Origin of the sequence: Streptomyces hokutonensis (assembly GCF_042751305.1) — a bacterium.
GTDB classification, from domain to species: Bacteria; Actinomycetota; Actinomycetes; order Streptomycetales; family Streptomycetaceae; genus Streptomyces; species Streptomyces hokutonensis_A.
In genome coordinates, this window is the sequence record NZ_JBHYWD010000001.1 from 302,667 (window position 1) to 318,467 (window position 15,801).

A 15,801-nucleotide genomic window follows, 5' to 3' on the forward strand; every position below is an offset into this window, starting at 1 on the left:
GCCAAATCACACCCCTTGGCCGACCCCAACACCTGGCTTTTTTTGGTCCACTCCTCGCACACCCCCGCCAACCCCGCACCCCCCCACCCCGGGGGCCCGCGCTGCGGGATGCTCGTGGCCGTGTTGCTGCTGGGCCTCCTGGGCATGCACGGACTCGGGCCCGTTCCGCCGGCCCACCACGCGCCCGGGCACGCCGTGACCGCCATGACCGCGGCCATGGGCGAGCACGCGTCGACTACCGACCCCTGCGATCACGGCGCGGGCGACTGCGGCAGCCACATGACCCACGCGGACGCCACCTGCGCCTCCGCCTCCGTCGCCGGTACTCCGGCCGTGGTTCCGCTGCTGGTGCCCGATGTGGCCGCCTGGGCCCAACTGCCGGACGCGCTCGGGTTCTTGACCGGCGGCGGCCCCGACGGCGGGCGGGCCCCGCCCTCCCTCTCCGAACTCCAACTCCTGCGGATCTAGAGCGGCCCGCGCGCCCAGCCGCGCGCTTCGGCACGCCCTGCACAGACAACCGTTCCAGTTCCAGGAGTTCCACCATGACCGCACGACGCGGGTTCGCCCGTCGTACCGTCGCTCTCGCCGTCACCGCCTCGGTGGCCGCCCTCGCGCTCGCCGCCTGTGGCGACAACAGCGACAGCAAGGAAAGCGGCGCGACCAAGACCGGCGGGCACAACGCCGCCGACGTCTCCTTCTCCAAGGAGATGATCCAGCACCACCGGCAGGCCGTGCAGATGGCCTCGCTCGCCGCCGACCACGCCTCCTCGACGCAGGTCAAGAGCCTCGCCACGAAGATCAAGGGCGCTCAGGATCCCGAGATCACGACCATGTCCGGCTGGCTCACGTCGTGGGGCGAGAAGGTGCCCGAGGACATGACCGGCATGGGCCACGACATGTCGTCCTCGGCGCCCGGCATGATGACCGACGCCGACATGGGCAAGCTGGAGAAGGTCTCCGGCGCCATGTTCGACTCCATGTTCCTCAACATGATGGTCGAACACCACAAGGGCGCCGTGGCGATGGCCAAGACCGAGAAGACGGACGGCAGTTACCGCCCCGCCACTGAGCTCGCCGCCGACGTGATCTCGGCGCAGAGTGCCGAGATCACGCAGATGAACAAGATGCTCGGCAAGGGCTGACGCCAGCGGCACAAAGGGTGGGGTCGGCCGCGCGGTCGGCCCCACCCGCGCTCAGGACCCCTCCGCCGCCTCCCGCTTCCGCCGCTGCTCCTCGAACAGCCGTAGGAACTCCTTGGCCTGCTCGTCCGCGACCCGCTGCTGTTCGGCCTCCTCCTCGCTGACCACCCGGTTCTCGTCGAACAGGCCCTCCGCGCGCAGCTGTTGCTCCTGGACGGCGGTCGGCAGTTCCGGGTCGTGGTCGGAGGGGCGCGGGCCCTCGGGACCGTCGGGGCCGATGCGGACGAGCCGTTCGACCCGCACGATCCGTGTCCGGCAGCCGTCGATCACGATCTCGTCGCAGCGCTCGGCGTCGATCCGGTCGGCCGCCCGCGCGTACTCGGCCTGTGTCTCCTCGTCGAGCTGCTCCATGGCGGGCGCCATCACCCGCAGATAGGTGGTGAGGGTGTCCCGGGCCCCCTGCGGGCTCTGGTTCGTCATCTGCGTCGGCTGCCAGCCGCCGTCCGTGTACTCCGCCGCGGTGAACTCGGCGGGCAGCAGCACACCCCCGGGATGCGTCTTCAGGGCGCGCACTGAGTCCTTGCGCACGGGGGCGGGAGCCGTGCCCGGGGCGCGGACCAGTGAGAGGAGTTCCATCCGCAGGATGCCCTCGGACATGCCGGTCGCGGTGAACGGGTCGATCACGAACCCCGTGGTGCGGCTGGGGAGTTCGTGGGCGTGACCGACCTTCGCCGGGTCGGGGTCGGACGGCCGCGGCGGCTCAGGGCCGGTCGGTCCCATCCGGATGAACTGGTCGGCCCGCACGACCCGGAACCGTTGCCCGAGCACCGTGAGTTCGTCCGCCTTCTCCCAGTCCAGCCGCTCCGCCCCGCGCAGCCACTCCTGCTGGGTCGCGGTGTCGCCCGCGTCCTCGGCTTCCCGCGCGCGTTTGCGGAAGGTCATCGCCAGGGTGTCGCGGGAGCTCTGCGGGGCCATGTTGCCGAACCGGGAGAGGACCCGCCAGCCGCCGGAATCCAGCTCCTCGGCCACTCCGAACACCGGGCCGCCGCCGGCCAGGACGTTCGGGTAGGCCTCGCGGGCCTGCCACGCCTCCACGTCCGCGAGGGCGGCCGCCGGGGCGTCCTGCAGCGCTTCCATCCTGATCACCCGGTATCCGGGAACCTGATCACCGTGCTCGGACATGCTCCCAGCATGCCCATCCGACGGGACGACAGGCGACGAATCAACGCAACCGGCACATCGGTTGGGCCTGCGGCTCACCGGTTTCGGTCACGCGTTCCACACCCCGGGGTGATAGACGTCGGGCATGAACAACTCGATCGTCTCCTCCTCTCCGGCAGGCATCCGATGACCGCGGGCGCCGACACCCCCGACCGCCGGGGCCGCACCGGCCTGGACCGCACCGGCCTCGACCTGACCGGCAACCCCCGGGTCAGGGTCCGCGACGTGACCCTGCTCTCCAGCCACTGGTACGTCGAGCGCACCACCACCTTCGACTTCCGGCACGCCGACGGCACCTGGACCACCCAGGAACGCGAGACCCACGACCGCGGCAACGGCGCGACCCTGCTCCTCTACGACGCCGAGCGCGAAACGGTCCTGCTCACCCGCCAGTTCCGCTTCCCCGTCTACGTCAACGGCCACCCCGACGGCATGCTCGTCGAGACCCCGGGCGGCCTCCTCGACGACGAGGACGAACACCCCGAGGAGGCCGTACGGCGCGAGGTGGTCGAGGAGACCGGGCACACCGTGGGCGAGGTGGAGCACGTCTTCGACGTCTACATGAGCCCCGGCTCGGTCACCGAACGCATCGGCTTCTACGCCGCCTCCTACGGTCCCTCGACCCGCACCCACGAGGGCGGGGGCCTCCAGGAGGAGGGCGAGGACATCGAGATCCTCGAACTGCCCTTCCGCAGCGCCCTGGAGATGATCCGCACCGGGGAGATCGCCGACGCCAAGACCATCATGCTGCTCCAATGGGCGGCGCTGGACGGGCCGTTCGCCAAGTAGGCGCCCGGAAGCTTGACTTGAAGTGCGCTTCAAGCGCCAGACTCCCGTTCGTGCCCGGAGAACCCGGGTGCGAACGGGAGGGAGCATCATGAAGTACCGCACCATTGGCACCGATCCGGCCCACCGCCGCGAGGTGAGCGTGCTCGCGCTCGGGGCCATGCTGTTCGGTTCCCGCACCGACGAGGCGACCTCCTTCGCCGTGCTCGACCGCTATGTCGAGGCCGGCGGGAACTTCATCGACACGTCCGACAACTACGCCTTCTGGCACGACGGCAGCCAGGGCGGCCAGAGCGAGAAGCTGCTCGGCCGGTGGCGGCGCAGCCGCGGCATCGGCGACGAGATCGTCATCGCGACCAAGCTCGGCGCCCGCCCGCTGGCACCCGGCACGGGATTCGTCGACAACCCGGAGGGCCTGTCCGCGAAGGTCATCCGTGAGTCGGCCGAACGCAGCCGGGAACGCCTCGGCGTGGACAAACTCGACCTGCTGTACGCCCACATCGAGGACCAGAGCGTTCCGCTCCAGGAGACCGTCGAGGGATTCGCCGAACTGGTCGCCGAGGGCACCGTCGGTCTCCTCGGCGTCAGCAACCACGCCGCCTGGCGGGTGGAACGGGCCCGCGCGCTCGCCGCCGCGGCCGGACTGCCCGGCTACGAGGTCCTCCAGTACCAGCACAGCTATCTGCGCCCCCGGACCGACGTACCGTCCGGCCTCTTCCCCGACGGCAGCCTCGGGAGCGCGGGACCGGACCTGCTCGGCTACCTGCGCGCCGAGCCCGCCCTCACCCTGGTCGCCTACTCACCCCTCCTGGCCGGTGCCTACACCCGCCAGGACAAGCCCCTGGGCGCCGAATACGACCACCCCGGCACCCCCGCCCGCCTCGCCGTGCTGCGGGAGGTGGCGAAGGAGACCGGGGCGAGCGTCAACCAGGTAGTACTGGCCTGGCAGTTGGGCGGCCCGCTGCCGATCGTCCCGCTCGCGGGAGCCTCGTCGGTGGCCCAGCTGGAGGAGAACCTCGCGGCCGTGGACCTGGAACTGACGGCGGAGCAGCGCGAACGCCTGGACTCCGCCGTCCCGTTCAGGGCCTGACCAGCAGCTGGAAGTCGAACGCGTACCGGGACGCCCGGTAGATGTGCGTCCCGTACTCGACCGGCCGCCCCGTGTCGTCGTAGGCCGTGCGCTGCATGGTGAGCAGCGCCGCGCCCTCTTTCTCGTCGAGCCGGGCGGCCTCCTCGGGGGTGGCCGAGCGGGCGCCTATCGTCTGGCGGGCGCTGTGCAGGGTGATGCCGGCGGTGCGCAGCATCCGGTACAGGCCCGTCGACTCCAGCCGGGCGGTGTCGAGTTCGAGCAGATTGGCCGGAAGGTAGTTGCACAGGAACGCCACCGGCTGACCGTGCGTGGAGCGCAGCCGTTCCAGGAGCGTGACCTCGCTGCCCTCCGCGACCCCGAGGGCCGCCGCGACATCCGCGGTCGCGGGCACGCCCTCGTTGCGCAGCACCTCCGTGGTCGGTCCCTGCCCGGCCGACTCCAGGTCGTCGTAGAGGCTGCTGAGTTCCAGCGGTCTCTTGACCTGGCTGTGCACCACCTGGGTGCCGACCCCCCGCCGCCGGACCAACAGCCCCTTGTCGACAAGGGATTGGATGGCCTGGCGGACGGTGGGGCGGGACAGGCCGAGGCGGACCGAGAGGTCGATCTCGTTGCCCAGGAGGTTGCCCGGCGCGAGGGTGCCGTGCTCGATCGCGCCCTCCAGCTGCTGCGCGAGCTGGTAGTACAGCGGCACCGGACTGTTGCGGTCCAGGGCGAAATGCAGGCCGTCGAGCGGGGAGCCGGTCACGGCACGCGGGTAGCCACCGGTCTTCGCCACAGAAGGCACCTCCTCACATGGGGTGACGGATCGTCAGGAGTTGCTGGGGAAACCGAGGTTGATGCCACCGTCGGCCGGGTCCGGCCAGCGGGTGGTGATCACCTTGCCCTGGGTGTAGAAGGCGATGCCGTCGTTGCCGTAGATGTGGAGGTCCCCGAAGAGGGAGTCCTTCCAGCCGCCGAAGGAGTGGTAGCCGACGGGCACCGGGATCGGCACGTTCACGCCGACCATGCCCGCCTTGACCTCCATCTGGAAGCGGCGGGCGGCGCCGCCGTCCCGGGTGAAGATCGCGGTGCCGTTGCCCCAACGGGAGCTGTTGATCAGGGTGATGGCCTCGTCGTAGGACTCGGCGCGGACGACGACCAGGACCGGTCCAAAGATCTCGTCCTTGTACGCGTCCGCCGTCAGCGGCACCTTGTCGAGGAGGGAGACGCCGAGGAAGAAGCCGTCCTCGTGGCCCTCGACCGAGAGGCCGGTGCCGTCGACGACGACCTCGGCGCCCTGGGCGGCGGCCGAAGCGACGTACGACGCCACCTTGTCGCGGTGCTCACGGGTGATGAGCGGGCCCATCTCGCTGGCCGGGTCGTTGCCGGGGCCGATGCGCAGCTTGCCGGCGCGCTCGGCGATCTTGCCGACCAGCTCGTCGCCGGTGTCGCCGACCGCGACCACGACGGAGACGGCCATGCAGCGCTCGCCGGCCGAGCCGTAGGCCGCGTTGATCGCCTGGTCGGCCGCGAAGTCCAGGTCCGCGTCCGGGAGGACGAGCATGTGGTTCTTGGCGCCGCCCAGGGCCTGCACGCGCTTGCCGTGCTCAACCGCCTTGAGCTGGATGTACTTCGCGATCGGCGTCGAGCCGACGAAGGACACGGCCTCGACGTCCGGGTGCTCCAGGATGCGGTCGACGGCGACCTTGTCGCCCTGCACGACGTTCAGCACACCCTGCGGCATACCCGCCTCGGAGGCGAGTTCGGCCAGCCGGAAGGACGCCGACGGGTCCTTCTCGCTCGGCTTCAGCACGAAGGTGTTGCCGGTCGCGATGGCCAGTGGGAACATCCACATCGGCACCATGGCCGGGAAGTTGAAGGGCGTGATGCCCGCAACTACCCCCAGCGGCTGGCGAATTGAGGCCACGTCGACACGGTTCGAGACCTGTGTCGACAGCTCGCCCTTCAGCTGCACGCTGATCCCGCAGGCGAGTTCGACGATCTCCATGCCGCGCGCCACCTCGCCGAGCGCGTCCGAGTGCACCTTGCCGTGCTCGGCGGTGATCAGCTCGGCGATCTCGTCGCGGTGCGCGTCCAGCAGCTCGCGGTACTTGAACAGGATCGCGGTGCGCTTGGCGAGCGAGGAGGCGCCCCAGCTCTCGAACGCGGCCTTCGCGGAGGCGACGGCGGCGTCCACCTCGTCGACGGTCGCGAAGCCGACCTGCTTCTCCTGCGCGCCGGTCGCCGGGTTGTACACGGGACCGAAACGGCCCGAGGTGCTCTCGACGGGCTTGCCGTCGATCCAGTGGGTGATCGTCTTCATGGTGCAAGTGCCTTTCGGGGGAGGGGAGTTCAGAGGTGGCGGCGACGGTCGGCGACCTGGCGGTCGTACTCCTCGCGGGCCTGTACGGCCGATGCGCGCGAGGCGGTCTCGGCGACCGGCACGTCCCACCAGGCCTCGGCCGGGGGAGCGGTGGGGGTGGCGGTGTCGGTCTCGACGTAGACGCACGTCGGCCGGTCGGAGGCGCGGGCCGCGGCCAGTGCCTCGCGCAGTTCGCGCACGGTCTTGGGGCGCAGCACGTCCATGCCGAGGCTGGCCGCGTTGGCGGCGAGGTCGACCGGGAGCGGGGCGCCGGAGAAGGTGCCGTCGGCCGCCCGGTAGCGGTAGGCGGTGCCGAAGCGCTCGCCGCCGACCGACTCGGACAGGCCGCCGATGGAGGCGTAGCCGTGGTTCTGGATCAGCACCAGGTTGACCGGCAGGCCCTCCTGGACCGCCGTGACGATCTCGGTCGGCATCATCAGGTAGGTGCCGTCGCCGACCAGCGACCACACGGGCGTGCCGGGGGCGGCCTGCTGGACACCGATGCCGGCCGGGATCTCGTAGCCCATGCAGGAGTAGCCGTACTCCAGGTGGTACTGGCGCGGCGAGCGCGCCCGCCAGAGCTTGTGCAGATCGCCGGGGAGCGAACCGGCCGCGTTGATGACCACGTCGTCGTCGCCCACAACGGAGTCGAGGGCGCCGAGGAGTTGGGTCTGCGTCGGTACGGCGTTCTCGTCCGGGGCGGTGAACGCGGTCTCGACCACCTGCTCCCAACTCGCCTTGCCCGCGCGGTACTCGGCCTCGTAGGCGGGGTCCACGCGGTGGCCTTCGAGGCCCGAAGTCAGCGCTTCCAGACCGGACTTCGCGTCGGCGACCAGTGTGCGCGCGGCCAGCTTGTGGGCGTCGAACGCGGCGATGTTGAGGTTGACGAAGCGGACGGCCGGGTTCTGGAAGAGCGTGTTGGAGGCCGTCGTGAAGTCGGTGTAGCGGGTGCCGACGCCGATGATCAGGTCGGCGGCGCGCGCGATGTCGTCGCTGACCGCGGTGCCGGTGTGGCCGATGCCGCCCAGGTCGGCCGGGTGGTCGTGGCGCAGTGAGCCCTTGCCCGCCTGGGTGGAGGCGACCGGGATGCCGGTGGCGTCGACCAGGGCCTTCAGCGCCTCCTCGGCGCGGCTGTGGTGGATGCCGCCGCCCGCGACGATCAGCGGGCGTTCGGCGGACCGGATCGCCTCGACTGCCTCCGCCAGCTCGGCGAGGTCCGGCGCGGGACGCCGTACGTGCCACACGCGGTCGGCGAAGAACTCCTCCGGCCAGTCGTAGGCCTCGGCCTGAACGTCCTGCGGGAGAGCAAGAGTTACCGCCCCGGTCTCCACCGGGTCGGCCAGCACGCGCATCGCGTTCAGCGCGGCCGGGATCAGCGCCTCGGGGCGGGAGACCCGGTCGAAGTAGCGGGAGACCGGGCGCAGGGTGTCGTTGACCGAGAGGTCGGCCTCGACCGGGTGCTCCAGCTGCTGGAGCAGCGGGTCGGCGGCGCGGGTCGCGAAGTAGTCGCCGGGGAGGAGCAGGACCGGCAGGCGGTTGATCGTGGCGAGCGCGGCGCCCGTGACGAGGTTGGTGGCGCCCGGTCCGATCGAGGTCGTGACGGCCTGCGCGGAAAGCCGGTCGAGCTGGCGGGCGTACCCAACTGCCGCGTGCACCATGGCCTGTTCGTTGCGGCCCTGGTGGAACGGCATCGTGTCCTCGCCGGCCTCCAGGAGCGCCTGACCGAGTCCGGCGACGTTGCCGTGGCCGAAGATGCCCCAGGTGCCGGCGATCAGCCGGTGCCGTACGCCGTCGCGCTCGGTGTACTGGGCCGACAGGAACTGCACCAGGGCCTGGGCGGCGGTCAGGCGGCGGGTGGGGGTGCTCATGAGGACTTCTCCGGTGCCGTGTAGAGGGGGAGGCGGGGGTCGACGGGCTGCTCGGGCCAGGTGCCGCGGACCCAGGCGTGATCGGGGTGGTCGCAGATCAGCCAGGAGCGGTCGTCCTCGGGACCCGCCATGACGTTGAGGTAGTACATGTGGTGACCGGGCACCGCCATCGAGGGCCCGTGCCAGCCGTCCGGGATCAACACGACGTCCCCGCCCCGGACTTCGGCCAGTACGTCGGTGTTACGGCCCTGCCCCGACGGCGAGACGCGCTGGTAGCCGAGGCCTGGTGTGCCCTCGTGGTCGGCGAACTCGAAGTAGTAGACCTCTTCGAGGACGGACTCCTCACCGGGCCGGTGCTCGTCGTGCTTGTGCGGCGGGAAGGAGGACCAGTTCCCGCCGGGCGTGATCACCTCTACGGCGATGAGCTTGTCGCACTCGAAGACGCCGGCCGCGCCGAAGTTGTTGACCTGGCGGCTGCTGTTGCCGGTGCCGCGCAGCTCCACCGGCACCGAGGAGGCCGGGCCGTAGCGGGCCGGCAGCCTGCGCGTGCAGCGGGCGCCGGTCAGCGCGAAGCGACCGCCGCCGGCCGACGTGATCGTCGTACGGGAGTCCCGGGGGACGTACGCGAAGTCGCTCACGGAGGTGAACACGCTCTCGCGGCCGTGGAGTTCGAAGGTGTCGTGGCCGAAGTCGTCGGCCGCGGAGACCGTGCAGGCGCCGCTGAGCGGGAGGACGATCCACTCACTGTCGTCGGTGTCGAAGGTGTGCGTGCCGCCCGGGGGCAGCTCAAGGACCCGCAGGCTGGAATAGCCCCAGGCCGCCGACTCGGGGGTGACGTCCACGACGTAGGGGCCGCCCAGGGCCTTTCCGGCGGGAAGGTGGTACGCGCTCGTCATCGTGTGCCTCCGGTTCACAACAGACCCACGGCAGTGTCCACCGCCGCTTCCACGCCGCCGTCGGCGGGGTACAGCAGGGAGCGGCCCACGACCAGGCCCTGGACGGTGGGCAGGCGCAGCGCCTTGCGCCACTTCTCGTACGCGCCCTCCTGGTCGTCGCCGACCTCACCGCCGAGCAGCACGGCCGGCAGCGTCGAGGTCTCCATGACCTCGGCCATGTCGTCCGGGTCTTCGGTGACGGGCAGCTTCAGCCAGGTGTAGGCCGAAGTGCCGCCCAGGCCCGAGGAGATGGCGATCGAGCGGGTCACGGCCTCCGCCGACAGGTCGTTGCGGACCTTGCCGTCGATCCGGCGGGAGATGAACGGCTCGACGAACAGGGGGAGTTGGCGTGCCGCCATGTCGTCGATGGCGCGTGCCGTCGACTCCAGGGTGGTCAGCGAGCCGGGGTCGGCGTAGTCGATACGGAGCAGCAGCTTGCCCGCGTCGAAGCGGAGCCGCTCGATGTCCTCGGCGCGGTGGCCGGTGAACCGGTCGTCCATCTCGAACGCGGCGCCGGCGAGGCCGCCGCGGTTCATGGAGCCCATGACGACCTTGCCGTCCAGGACTCCCAGGAGCAGCAGGTCCTCGATTATGTCGGCGGTGGCGAGCACCCCGTCGACACCCGGCCGGGACAGCGCGACGCACAGGCGTTCCAGCAGGTCGGCGCGGTTCGCCATGGCCGTACGGCGGCCGCCGACGCCGAGCGCGCCGCGCGCCGGGTGGTCGGCGGCCACGATCATCAGGCGGCCGCTGTCGCCGAGCAGGGGGCGCCGCACCCGGCGGGCCGCCGCCTCGGCGATCGCCTCCGGATGCCGGGCTCTGACCGTGACCAGGTCGGGGATGCTGATGGTCAAGAGAAGCTCCGTTCAGGGATGGCTCGGGCGGTCACGGGGTCAGGCGCCGACGTGTGCGCCGGCGAGCAGGTCCTCGACCTCGGACTCGGTGGGCATCGCGGTGGAGCAGGCGAGGCGGGAGGCGACGAGGGCACCGGCCGCGTTGGCGAACCGCATGGTCTTCGCCAACTCCCAGCCGGACAGCAGTCCGTGGCACAGCGAGCCGCCGAAGGCGTCGCCCGCGCCGAGGCCGTTGAGCACCTCGACCGGGACCGGCGGCACCTCGGCGGTCGTGCCGTCGCGGTGCACGGCCAGCACACCCTTGGGGCCCTGCTTGACGACGGCCAGCTCCACGCCCGCCTCCAGCAGCGCCTCGGCGCAGGCGCGGGGCTCGCGGAGGCCGGTGGCGATCTCGCACTCGTCGAGGTTGCCGACCGCGACCGTGGTGTGGCGCAGGGCCTCCGCGTAGTACGGGCGGGCCTCCTCGGGGTCCTTCCAGAACATGGGGCGCCAGTCGAGGTCGAAGACCGTGGTGCCCGCCCTGTCGCGCGCCTTGAGGGCGGCCAGCGTAGCGGAGCGGCTCGGCTCCTCACTCAGACCGGTGCCGGTGATCCAGAAGACGCTGGCCTGGCGGATCGCGAAGTAGTCCAGCTCGTCGGTGCGGATCTCCAGGTCAGGGGCCTTGGGCTGCCGGTAGAAGTACAGCGGGAAGTCGTCCGGCGGGAAGATCTCGCAGAACGTGACCGGGGTGGGGTACTCGGCGACCGGCGCGACCCAGCGGTCGTCCACCCCGAAGTCCTTGAGCGCCTCGTGCAGGTACGCCCCGAAGGGATCGTCGCCGGTGCGGGTGATCACCGCGGTACTGCGGCCGAGCCGGGCGGCGGCCACGGCCACGTTGCTCGCCGAACCTCCGAGGAATTTCCCGAAGGTCTCCACCCGCGCCAGCGGCACGCCGGACTGCAAGGGGTAGAGATCGACCCCGATACGACCCATGGTGATGAGATCGAAAGGCTGGGCTGACTCGGCCATGCGCGGCACTCCTCTGAGCTACTGGGGGGTGGGCGGGTCCCGCGAGGGCCTGCCGACTCCCAGGTGTAGGACTCCGAGGGGCGCTCTGTCAATAGTTTGTACTTACATTCGGACCTGCTTGTGAAATGATGTCTTAACAAAGTATTGACAGCGGGCGCGACCGGGGATTGGATTCCGTCCCAGCGCAACAGCCGTGTTTCACGGCGTACGACCCGGGGTCGACAGGCCCCGAGCCCGGATCTCTGCGATCATTGCTCCCTTTCCCCTGAAGCACAGTGAGGTGCAGGAAAGATGGACCGTTCTTCCCACTCCCGTTCGCGCAGAATGGCCCCCTTCGTGGCGGTCGCCGCGGCAGCGGCACTGACCCTCGCCGGCTGCTCCAGCAGCTCAGGCGGCAAGAAGTCCACGGAGGACACCTCCGGCGCATCCGCGGGCAAGGCCAGCACACCTCGCATGACGGTCGCCCTGGTCACGCACCAGGCGCCCGGCGACACGTTCTGGGACATCGTCCGCAAGGGTGCCCAGGCCGCCGCGGCCAAGGACAACATCAAGCTCATCTACTCGGCCGACCCGAACGCGGGCAACCAGGCCAACCTGGTGCAGAACGCGATCGACCAGAAGGTCGACGGCATCGCGGTCACCCTCGCCAAGCCCGACGCCCTCAAGGACGTCATCAGCAAGGCGAAGACCGCGAACATACCGGTCGTCGGCCTCAACTCCGGTCTCAGCGACTGGAAGAAGCTCGGGCTGCTGGAGTTCTTCGGCCAGGACGAGACGGTCGCCGGCGAGGCGCTCGGCAACCGGCTGAACACGGAAGGCGCCAAGAAGGTCGTCTGTGTCATCCAGGAGCAGGGCAACATCGGCCTGACCCAGCGCTGCGACGGCGTGAAGAAGACGTTCAGCGGCAGCACCGAGGTCCTCAACGTCAACGGCACCGACATGCCGTCGGTGAAGTCGACGATCACCGCCAAGCTCACGCAGGACAAGGCCATCGACTACGTGGTCACGCTGGGCGCCCCGTTCGCCCTGACCGCCGTGCAGTCGCTGTCCGACGCGGGCAGCAAGGCGAAGGTCGCCACCTTCGACCTCAACAAGGACCTGACGAGCGCCATCAGCAAGGGCACCATCCAGTTCGCGGTCGACCAGCAGCCGTACCTCCAGGGCTACCTGGCCGTCGACTCGCTGTGGCTCTACAAGAACAACGGCAACTACAGCGGCGGTGGTGAGCAGCCCGTACTGACCGGCCCGGCCTTCGTCGACAAGACCAACGTCGACGCCGTCGCCAAGTACGCCGCCAACGGAACCCGGTGATGAGCATGACCCAGCACGCCGAGCCGGCGGTGACCTCACCGCCGGCCCCCGGCCCCAAGCCCACCGACGGCCGGACCGCGGAACGCCCGCTGGCCATCCGGCTGTTGGCCCGCCCCGAGGTCGGAGTCTTCCTCGGCGCGGCGGCGGTGTACGTGTTCTTCCTGATCGCCGCCCCGCCGGTGCGCGAGGGCGCGTCGATGGCGAACATCCTCTACGGTTCGTCGACCATCGGCATCATGGCCCTGCCGGTGGCCCTGCTGATGATCGGCGGCGAGTTCGACCTCTCCGCCGGTGTCGCCGTCATCACCTCCGCACTCACCGCGTCGATGCTCAGCTATCAACTGACCATGAACGTGTGGGTCGGTGTGATCGTCGCGCTGCTGGTGTCGCTGGGGATCGGGTTCCTCAACGGCTGGCTGGTCGTGAAGACGGGCCTGCCGAGCTTCCTGATCACGCTGGGCAGCTTTCTGATCCTGCAGGGTGTCAATCTCGCCGTCACGAAGCTGGTGACGGGGAACGTGGCGACCGACGACATCAGCAATATGGACGGTTTCGACCAGGCCAAGAAGGTCTTCGCGTCGTCGTTTGATGTCGGCGGTGTGCAGGTGAAGATCACCATCGTGTGGTGGCTGGTGTTCGCGGCGATCGCAACGTGGGTGCTGCTGCGGACGAAGTACGGCAACTGGATCTTCGCGGTCGGCGGCAACAAGGACAGTGCGCGCGCTGTCGGTGTGCCGGTGGCGTTCACGAAGATCTCGCTGTTCATGCTGGTCGGTTTCGGTGCCTGGTTCATCGGGATGCACCAGCTGTTCTCCTTCAACACCGTGCAGTCCGGCGAGGGCGTCGGGCAGGAGCTGATCTACATCTCCGCGGCCGTCATCGGCGGCTGTCTGCTGACCGGTGGCGCCGGTTCCGCGATCGGCCCGGTGTTCGGGGCGTTCATGTTCGGCATGGTCCAGCAGGGCATCGTCTACGCCGGCTGGAACCCCGACTGGTTCAAGGCGTTCCTCGGTGTGATGCTGCTGGGCGCCGTCATGATCAATCTGTGGGTGCAGCGCACCGCGACCCGGAGGTGACCTCGATGACCGACAACACGACCGGCACCCACGGCGCGATCCTGACCGACACGCCGGCCACGGACGGGGACCATCCCCTCGTCCAGCTCCGCAACGCGGGCAAGTCCTACGGCAACGTCCGCGCCCTGCACGGCGTCAACCTCGCCGTGCGCCCCGGCCAGGTCACCTGCGTCCTGGGCGACAACGGCGCCGGCAAGTCCACCCTGATCAAAATCATCTCCGGACTGCACCAGCACACGGAGGGCGAGTTCCTCGTCGACGGGGAACCCGTGCACTTCACCACCCCCCGCCAAGCACTGGACCGCGGCATCGCCACCGTCTACCAGGACCTGGCCGTGGTGCCGCTGATGCCGGTGTGGCGCAACTTCTTCCTCGGCTCCGAGATGACCAAGGGCCCCTGGCCGTTGCGCCGTCTCGACATCGAGAAGATGAAGCAGACCGCCGACGAAGAGCTCCGCAACATGGGCATCGTCCTGGACAACCTCGACCAGCCCATCGGCACCCTCTCCGGCGGCCAGCGCCAGTGCGTGGCCATCGCCCGCGCCGTCTACTTCGGCGCCCGCGTCCTCATCCTCGACGAGCCGACCGCCGCCCTGGGCGTCAAGCAGTCCGGCGTCGTGCTGAAGTACGTGGCCGCGGCCCGGGAGCGCGGTCTGGGGGTCATCTTCATCACCCACAACCCCCACCACGCCTACATGGTCGGCGACCACTTCAGCGTCCTGCGCCTGGGCACCATGGAACTCTCCGCCGAACGCAGCGAGATCACCCTCGAAGAGCTGACCAACCACATGGCCGGCGGCACCGAACTCGCCGCGCTCAAGCACGAGTTGTCCCAGGTCCGCGGCGTCGACGTCGAAGAGCTCCCCGAGGAGAAGGACCTCAAGGCTTCGGCGGCCGCATCACCTGAAGGGACGTCCTGACATGCCCGAGCGCCCCTCTCTGGACCGCATCCGGGTGGGCTCCGCCCCCGACTCCTGGGGCGTGTGGTTCCCGGACGACCCCCAACAGGTGCCGTGGCAGCGGTTCCTGGACGAGGTCGCCCAGGCCGGCTACTCCTGGATCGAACTGGGGCCGTACGGCTATCTGCCGACCGACCCCGCCCGGCTCACGGACGAGATCGCCAGGCGCGACCTGAGGGTCTCCGCGGGCACGGTCTTCACCGGCCTGCACCGCGGCCCCTCCGTCTGGGACGCCACCTGGGAGCACGTGAGCCAAGTGGCCGCGCTCACCCAGGCGATGGGCGCCAAGCACCTCGTGGTCATCCCCTCCTTCTGGCGGGACGACAAGACCGCGGAGATCCTGGAGCCGCCGGAGCTGACCGGTGAGCAGTGGGCGCACCTCACCAAGGGCATGGAACGCCTCGGGCACGAGGTCAAGGAGGCGTACGGGCTCGACATCGTCGTCCACCCGCACGCCGACACCCACCTCGACACCGAGGACCACGTCGAGCACTTCCTCGACTCGACCGACTCCGAACTGGTCAACCTCTGCCTGGACACGGGCCATTACGCCTACTGCGGCGGCGACAGCGTCAAGCTGATCGAGGCCTACGGCGAGCGCATCGGCTATCTGCACCTCAAGCAGGTGGACCCGGAGATCCTCGCCGACGTCGTCAGGAACGAGATCCCGTTCGGACCGGCCGTGCAGCGTGGCGTGATGTGCGAACCGCCGTCCGGCGTACCGGAGTTGGAGCCGGTGCTGGTCGCGGCGCAGCGTCTGGGCGTCGAGTTGTTCGCGATCGTCGAGCAGGACATGTACCCGTGCGAGCCGGACAAGCCCCTCCCCATCGCGGAGCGCACCCGCAAGTTCCTCCGTTCCTGCGGTGCCTGACGAACGTGAGCAGCGTGAGCAGCGTGACGACCCTGACGAGCCGAAAGGACGACCGATGGCCATGAACCCGCGCGACACGCTCGGAGTGGCAGTGGTCGGAACCGGAAAGATGGGGGCGGACCACGTCCGCCGGATCGAGGACGTGGTCAACGGCGCCCGGGTGAGCGCCGTCGTGGACGTCGACGCCGAGCGCGCCAAACGGATCGCGTCCGGGATCGAGGGCTGCACCGCTTACACCGACCCGGGCGCCCCCCGTGGGGGGGGCCCCGGAGGACCCGGGCCGCTAAGCCCCCCCGGCCCCCCCCCCCCCGCGGGGCCCGCGTCGGGCGGACATCACCAGAA

At 70.0% G+C, this 15,801-nt stretch carries 15 protein-coding genes and 1 pseudogene; 9 read left to right on the forward strand and 7 right to left on the reverse strand.

Going from position 1 to position 15,801, the window contains the following annotated elements; translation table 11 throughout:
- Together ACFXC1_RS01355 and ACFXC1_RS01360 are read left to right on the forward strand one after the other, a co-directional pair.
- Window positions 1-468, forward strand: a 468-nt coding sequence (locus ACFXC1_RS01355) for a DUF6153 family protein (protein WP_381237170.1), incomplete at its 5' end; no start/stop codon positions are given.
- Between the two features lie 74 nt (window positions 469-542).
- Window positions 543-1,142, forward strand: a complete 600-nt coding sequence (locus ACFXC1_RS01360; protein WP_381237173.1) for a DUF305 domain-containing protein — start codon at window positions 543-545, stop codon at window positions 1,140-1,142.
- A 51-nt stretch (window positions 1,143-1,193) separates the two neighbouring features.
- On the opposite strand, the gene ACFXC1_RS01365 is transcribed toward ACFXC1_RS01360, so the two are convergent.
- On the reverse strand, window positions 1,194-2,321 hold the full coding sequence (locus ACFXC1_RS01365) for a DUF5954 family protein (RefSeq protein ID WP_381237175.1): 1,128 nt from the start codon (window positions 2,319-2,321) through the stop codon (window positions 1,194-1,196).
- A 165-nt stretch (window positions 2,322-2,486) separates the two neighbouring features.
- On the opposite strand from ACFXC1_RS01365, the gene ACFXC1_RS01370 reads away from it, so the two are divergent.
- A complete protein-coding gene (locus ACFXC1_RS01370) occupies window positions 2,487-3,149 on the forward strand; it encodes an NUDIX domain-containing protein (RefSeq protein WP_019070839.1) in 663 nt (220 codons plus the stop codon).
- A gap of 88 nt (window positions 3,150-3,237) precedes the next feature.
- Complete coding sequence (locus ACFXC1_RS01375) at window positions 3,238-4,236, forward strand: aldo/keto reductase (RefSeq protein WP_381237178.1); 999 nt, start codon at window positions 3,238-3,240, stop codon at window positions 4,234-4,236.
- Here ACFXC1_RS01375 and ACFXC1_RS01380 read toward each other — a convergent pair.
- The 6 genes from ACFXC1_RS01380 to iolC are packed head-to-tail and all read right to left on the reverse strand — an operon-like array spanning window position 4,226 to window position 11,242.
- Window positions 4,226-5,011, reverse strand: coding sequence for a GntR family transcriptional regulator (locus ACFXC1_RS01380; RefSeq protein ID WP_381237180.1), 786 nt, complete (start codon window positions 5,009-5,011; stop codon window positions 4,226-4,228). The genes ACFXC1_RS01375 and ACFXC1_RS01380 overlap by 11 nt on opposite strands.
- Before the next feature lie 33 nt (window positions 5,012-5,044).
- Window positions 5,045-6,538, reverse strand: a complete 1,494-nt coding sequence (locus ACFXC1_RS01385; RefSeq protein WP_381237183.1) for a CoA-acylating methylmalonate-semialdehyde dehydrogenase — start codon at window positions 6,536-6,538, stop codon at window positions 5,045-5,047.
- 29 nt (window positions 6,539-6,567) lie between these two features.
- Window positions 6,568-8,445 carry a 3D-(3,5/4)-trihydroxycyclohexane-1,2-dione acylhydrolase (decyclizing) gene (gene iolD, locus ACFXC1_RS01390; protein WP_381237185.1) on the reverse strand — a complete coding sequence of 626 codons (1,878 nt, stop codon included), beginning with the start codon at window positions 8,443-8,445 and terminating at the stop codon, window positions 6,568-6,570.
- A complete protein-coding gene (iolB, locus tag ACFXC1_RS01395; RefSeq protein ID WP_381237187.1) occupies window positions 8,442-9,341 on the reverse strand; it encodes a 5-deoxy-glucuronate isomerase in 900 nt (299 codons plus the stop codon). Before iolB ends, iolD begins: the two co-directional genes overlap by 4 nt.
- Before the next feature lie 14 nt (window positions 9,342-9,355).
- Window positions 9,356-10,234: a Cgl0159 family (beta/alpha)8-fold protein gene (locus ACFXC1_RS01400; protein WP_381237189.1), complete on the reverse strand. Its 879-nt coding sequence runs from the start codon at window positions 10,232-10,234 to the stop codon at window positions 9,356-9,358.
- 39 nt (window positions 10,235-10,273) lie between these two features.
- Entirely contained in the window at window positions 10,274-11,242 is a 969-nt protein-coding gene (gene iolC / locus ACFXC1_RS01405) for a 5-dehydro-2-deoxygluconokinase (protein ID WP_381237191.1), read from the reverse strand.
- A gap of 291 nt (window positions 11,243-11,533) precedes the next feature.
- Between iolC and ACFXC1_RS01410 the strand changes: the two genes are divergently transcribed.
- The 5 genes and pseudogenes from ACFXC1_RS01410 to ACFXC1_RS01430 form a co-directional block, all read left to right on the forward strand.
- Window positions 11,534-12,553 (forward strand): sugar ABC transporter substrate-binding protein, encoded by a 1,020-nt coding sequence (locus ACFXC1_RS01410; RefSeq protein ID WP_381237192.1) that lies wholly within the window; start codon window positions 11,534-11,536, stop codon window positions 12,551-12,553.
- Window positions 12,553-13,629, forward strand: a complete 1,077-nt coding sequence (locus ACFXC1_RS01415; protein WP_093623818.1) for an ABC transporter permease — start codon at window positions 12,553-12,555, stop codon at window positions 13,627-13,629. Before ACFXC1_RS01410 ends, ACFXC1_RS01415 begins: the two co-directional genes overlap by 1 nt.
- A 5-nt stretch (window positions 13,630-13,634) precedes the next feature.
- The gene (locus ACFXC1_RS01420; RefSeq protein ID WP_381237195.1) at window positions 13,635-14,549 is read left to right on the forward strand and encodes an ATP-binding cassette domain-containing protein; all 915 of its coding nucleotides are present in this window, start codon (window positions 13,635-13,637) and stop codon (window positions 14,547-14,549) included.
- A gap of 1 nt (window position 14,550) precedes the next feature.
- Window positions 14,551-15,459 (forward strand): sugar phosphate isomerase/epimerase family protein, encoded by a 909-nt coding sequence (locus tag ACFXC1_RS01425; protein WP_381237197.1) that lies wholly within the window; start codon window positions 14,551-14,553, stop codon window positions 15,457-15,459.
- A 61-nt stretch (window positions 15,460-15,520) separates the two neighbouring features.
- Window positions 15,521-15,700, forward strand: a pseudogene (locus tag ACFXC1_RS01430) (Gfo/Idh/MocA family oxidoreductase); the annotation flags it as partial.
- Between the last annotated feature and the right edge of the window lie 101 nt (window positions 15,701-15,801).

What these genes read in the sequence shown, in the direction of transcription:
- ACFXC1_RS01360 (WP_381237173.1), top strand. Translation starts at nt 543, where the DNA reads ATGACCGCACGACGCGGGTTCGCCCGTCGTACCGTCGCTCTCGCCGTC.
- ACFXC1_RS01365 (WP_381237175.1), bottom strand. Translation starts at nt 2,321, where the DNA reads ATGTCCGAGCACGGTGATCAGGTTCCCGGATACCGGGTGATCAGGATG.
- ACFXC1_RS01370 (WP_019070839.1), top strand. Translation starts at nt 2,487, where the DNA reads ATGACCGCGGGCGCCGACACCCCCGACCGCCGGGGCCGCACCGGCCTG.
- ACFXC1_RS01375 (WP_381237178.1), top strand. Translation starts at nt 3,238, where the DNA reads ATGAAGTACCGCACCATTGGCACCGATCCGGCCCACCGCCGCGAGGTG.
- ACFXC1_RS01385 (WP_381237183.1), bottom strand. Translation starts at nt 6,538, where the DNA reads ATGAAGACGATCACCCACTGGATCGACGGCAAGCCCGTCGAGAGCACC.
- iolD (WP_381237185.1), bottom strand. Translation starts at nt 8,445, where the DNA reads ATGAGCACCCCCACCCGCCGCCTGACCGCCGCCCAGGCCCTGGTGCAG.
- iolB (WP_381237187.1), bottom strand. Translation starts at nt 9,341, where the DNA reads ATGACGAGCGCGTACCACCTTCCCGCCGGAAAGGCCCTGGGCGGCCCC.
- iolC (WP_381237191.1), bottom strand. Translation starts at nt 11,242, where the DNA reads ATGGCCGAGTCAGCCCAGCCTTTCGATCTCATCACCATGGGTCGTATC.
- ACFXC1_RS01410 (WP_381237192.1), top strand. Translation starts at nt 11,534, where the DNA reads ATGGACCGTTCTTCCCACTCCCGTTCGCGCAGAATGGCCCCCTTCGTG.
- ACFXC1_RS01415 (WP_093623818.1), top strand. Translation starts at nt 12,553, where the DNA reads ATGAGCATGACCCAGCACGCCGAGCCGGCGGTGACCTCACCGCCGGCC.
- ACFXC1_RS01420 (WP_381237195.1), top strand. Translation starts at nt 13,635, where the DNA reads ATGACCGACAACACGACCGGCACCCACGGCGCGATCCTGACCGACACG.
- ACFXC1_RS01425 (WP_381237197.1), top strand. Translation starts at nt 14,551, where the DNA reads ATGCCCGAGCGCCCCTCTCTGGACCGCATCCGGGTGGGCTCCGCCCCC.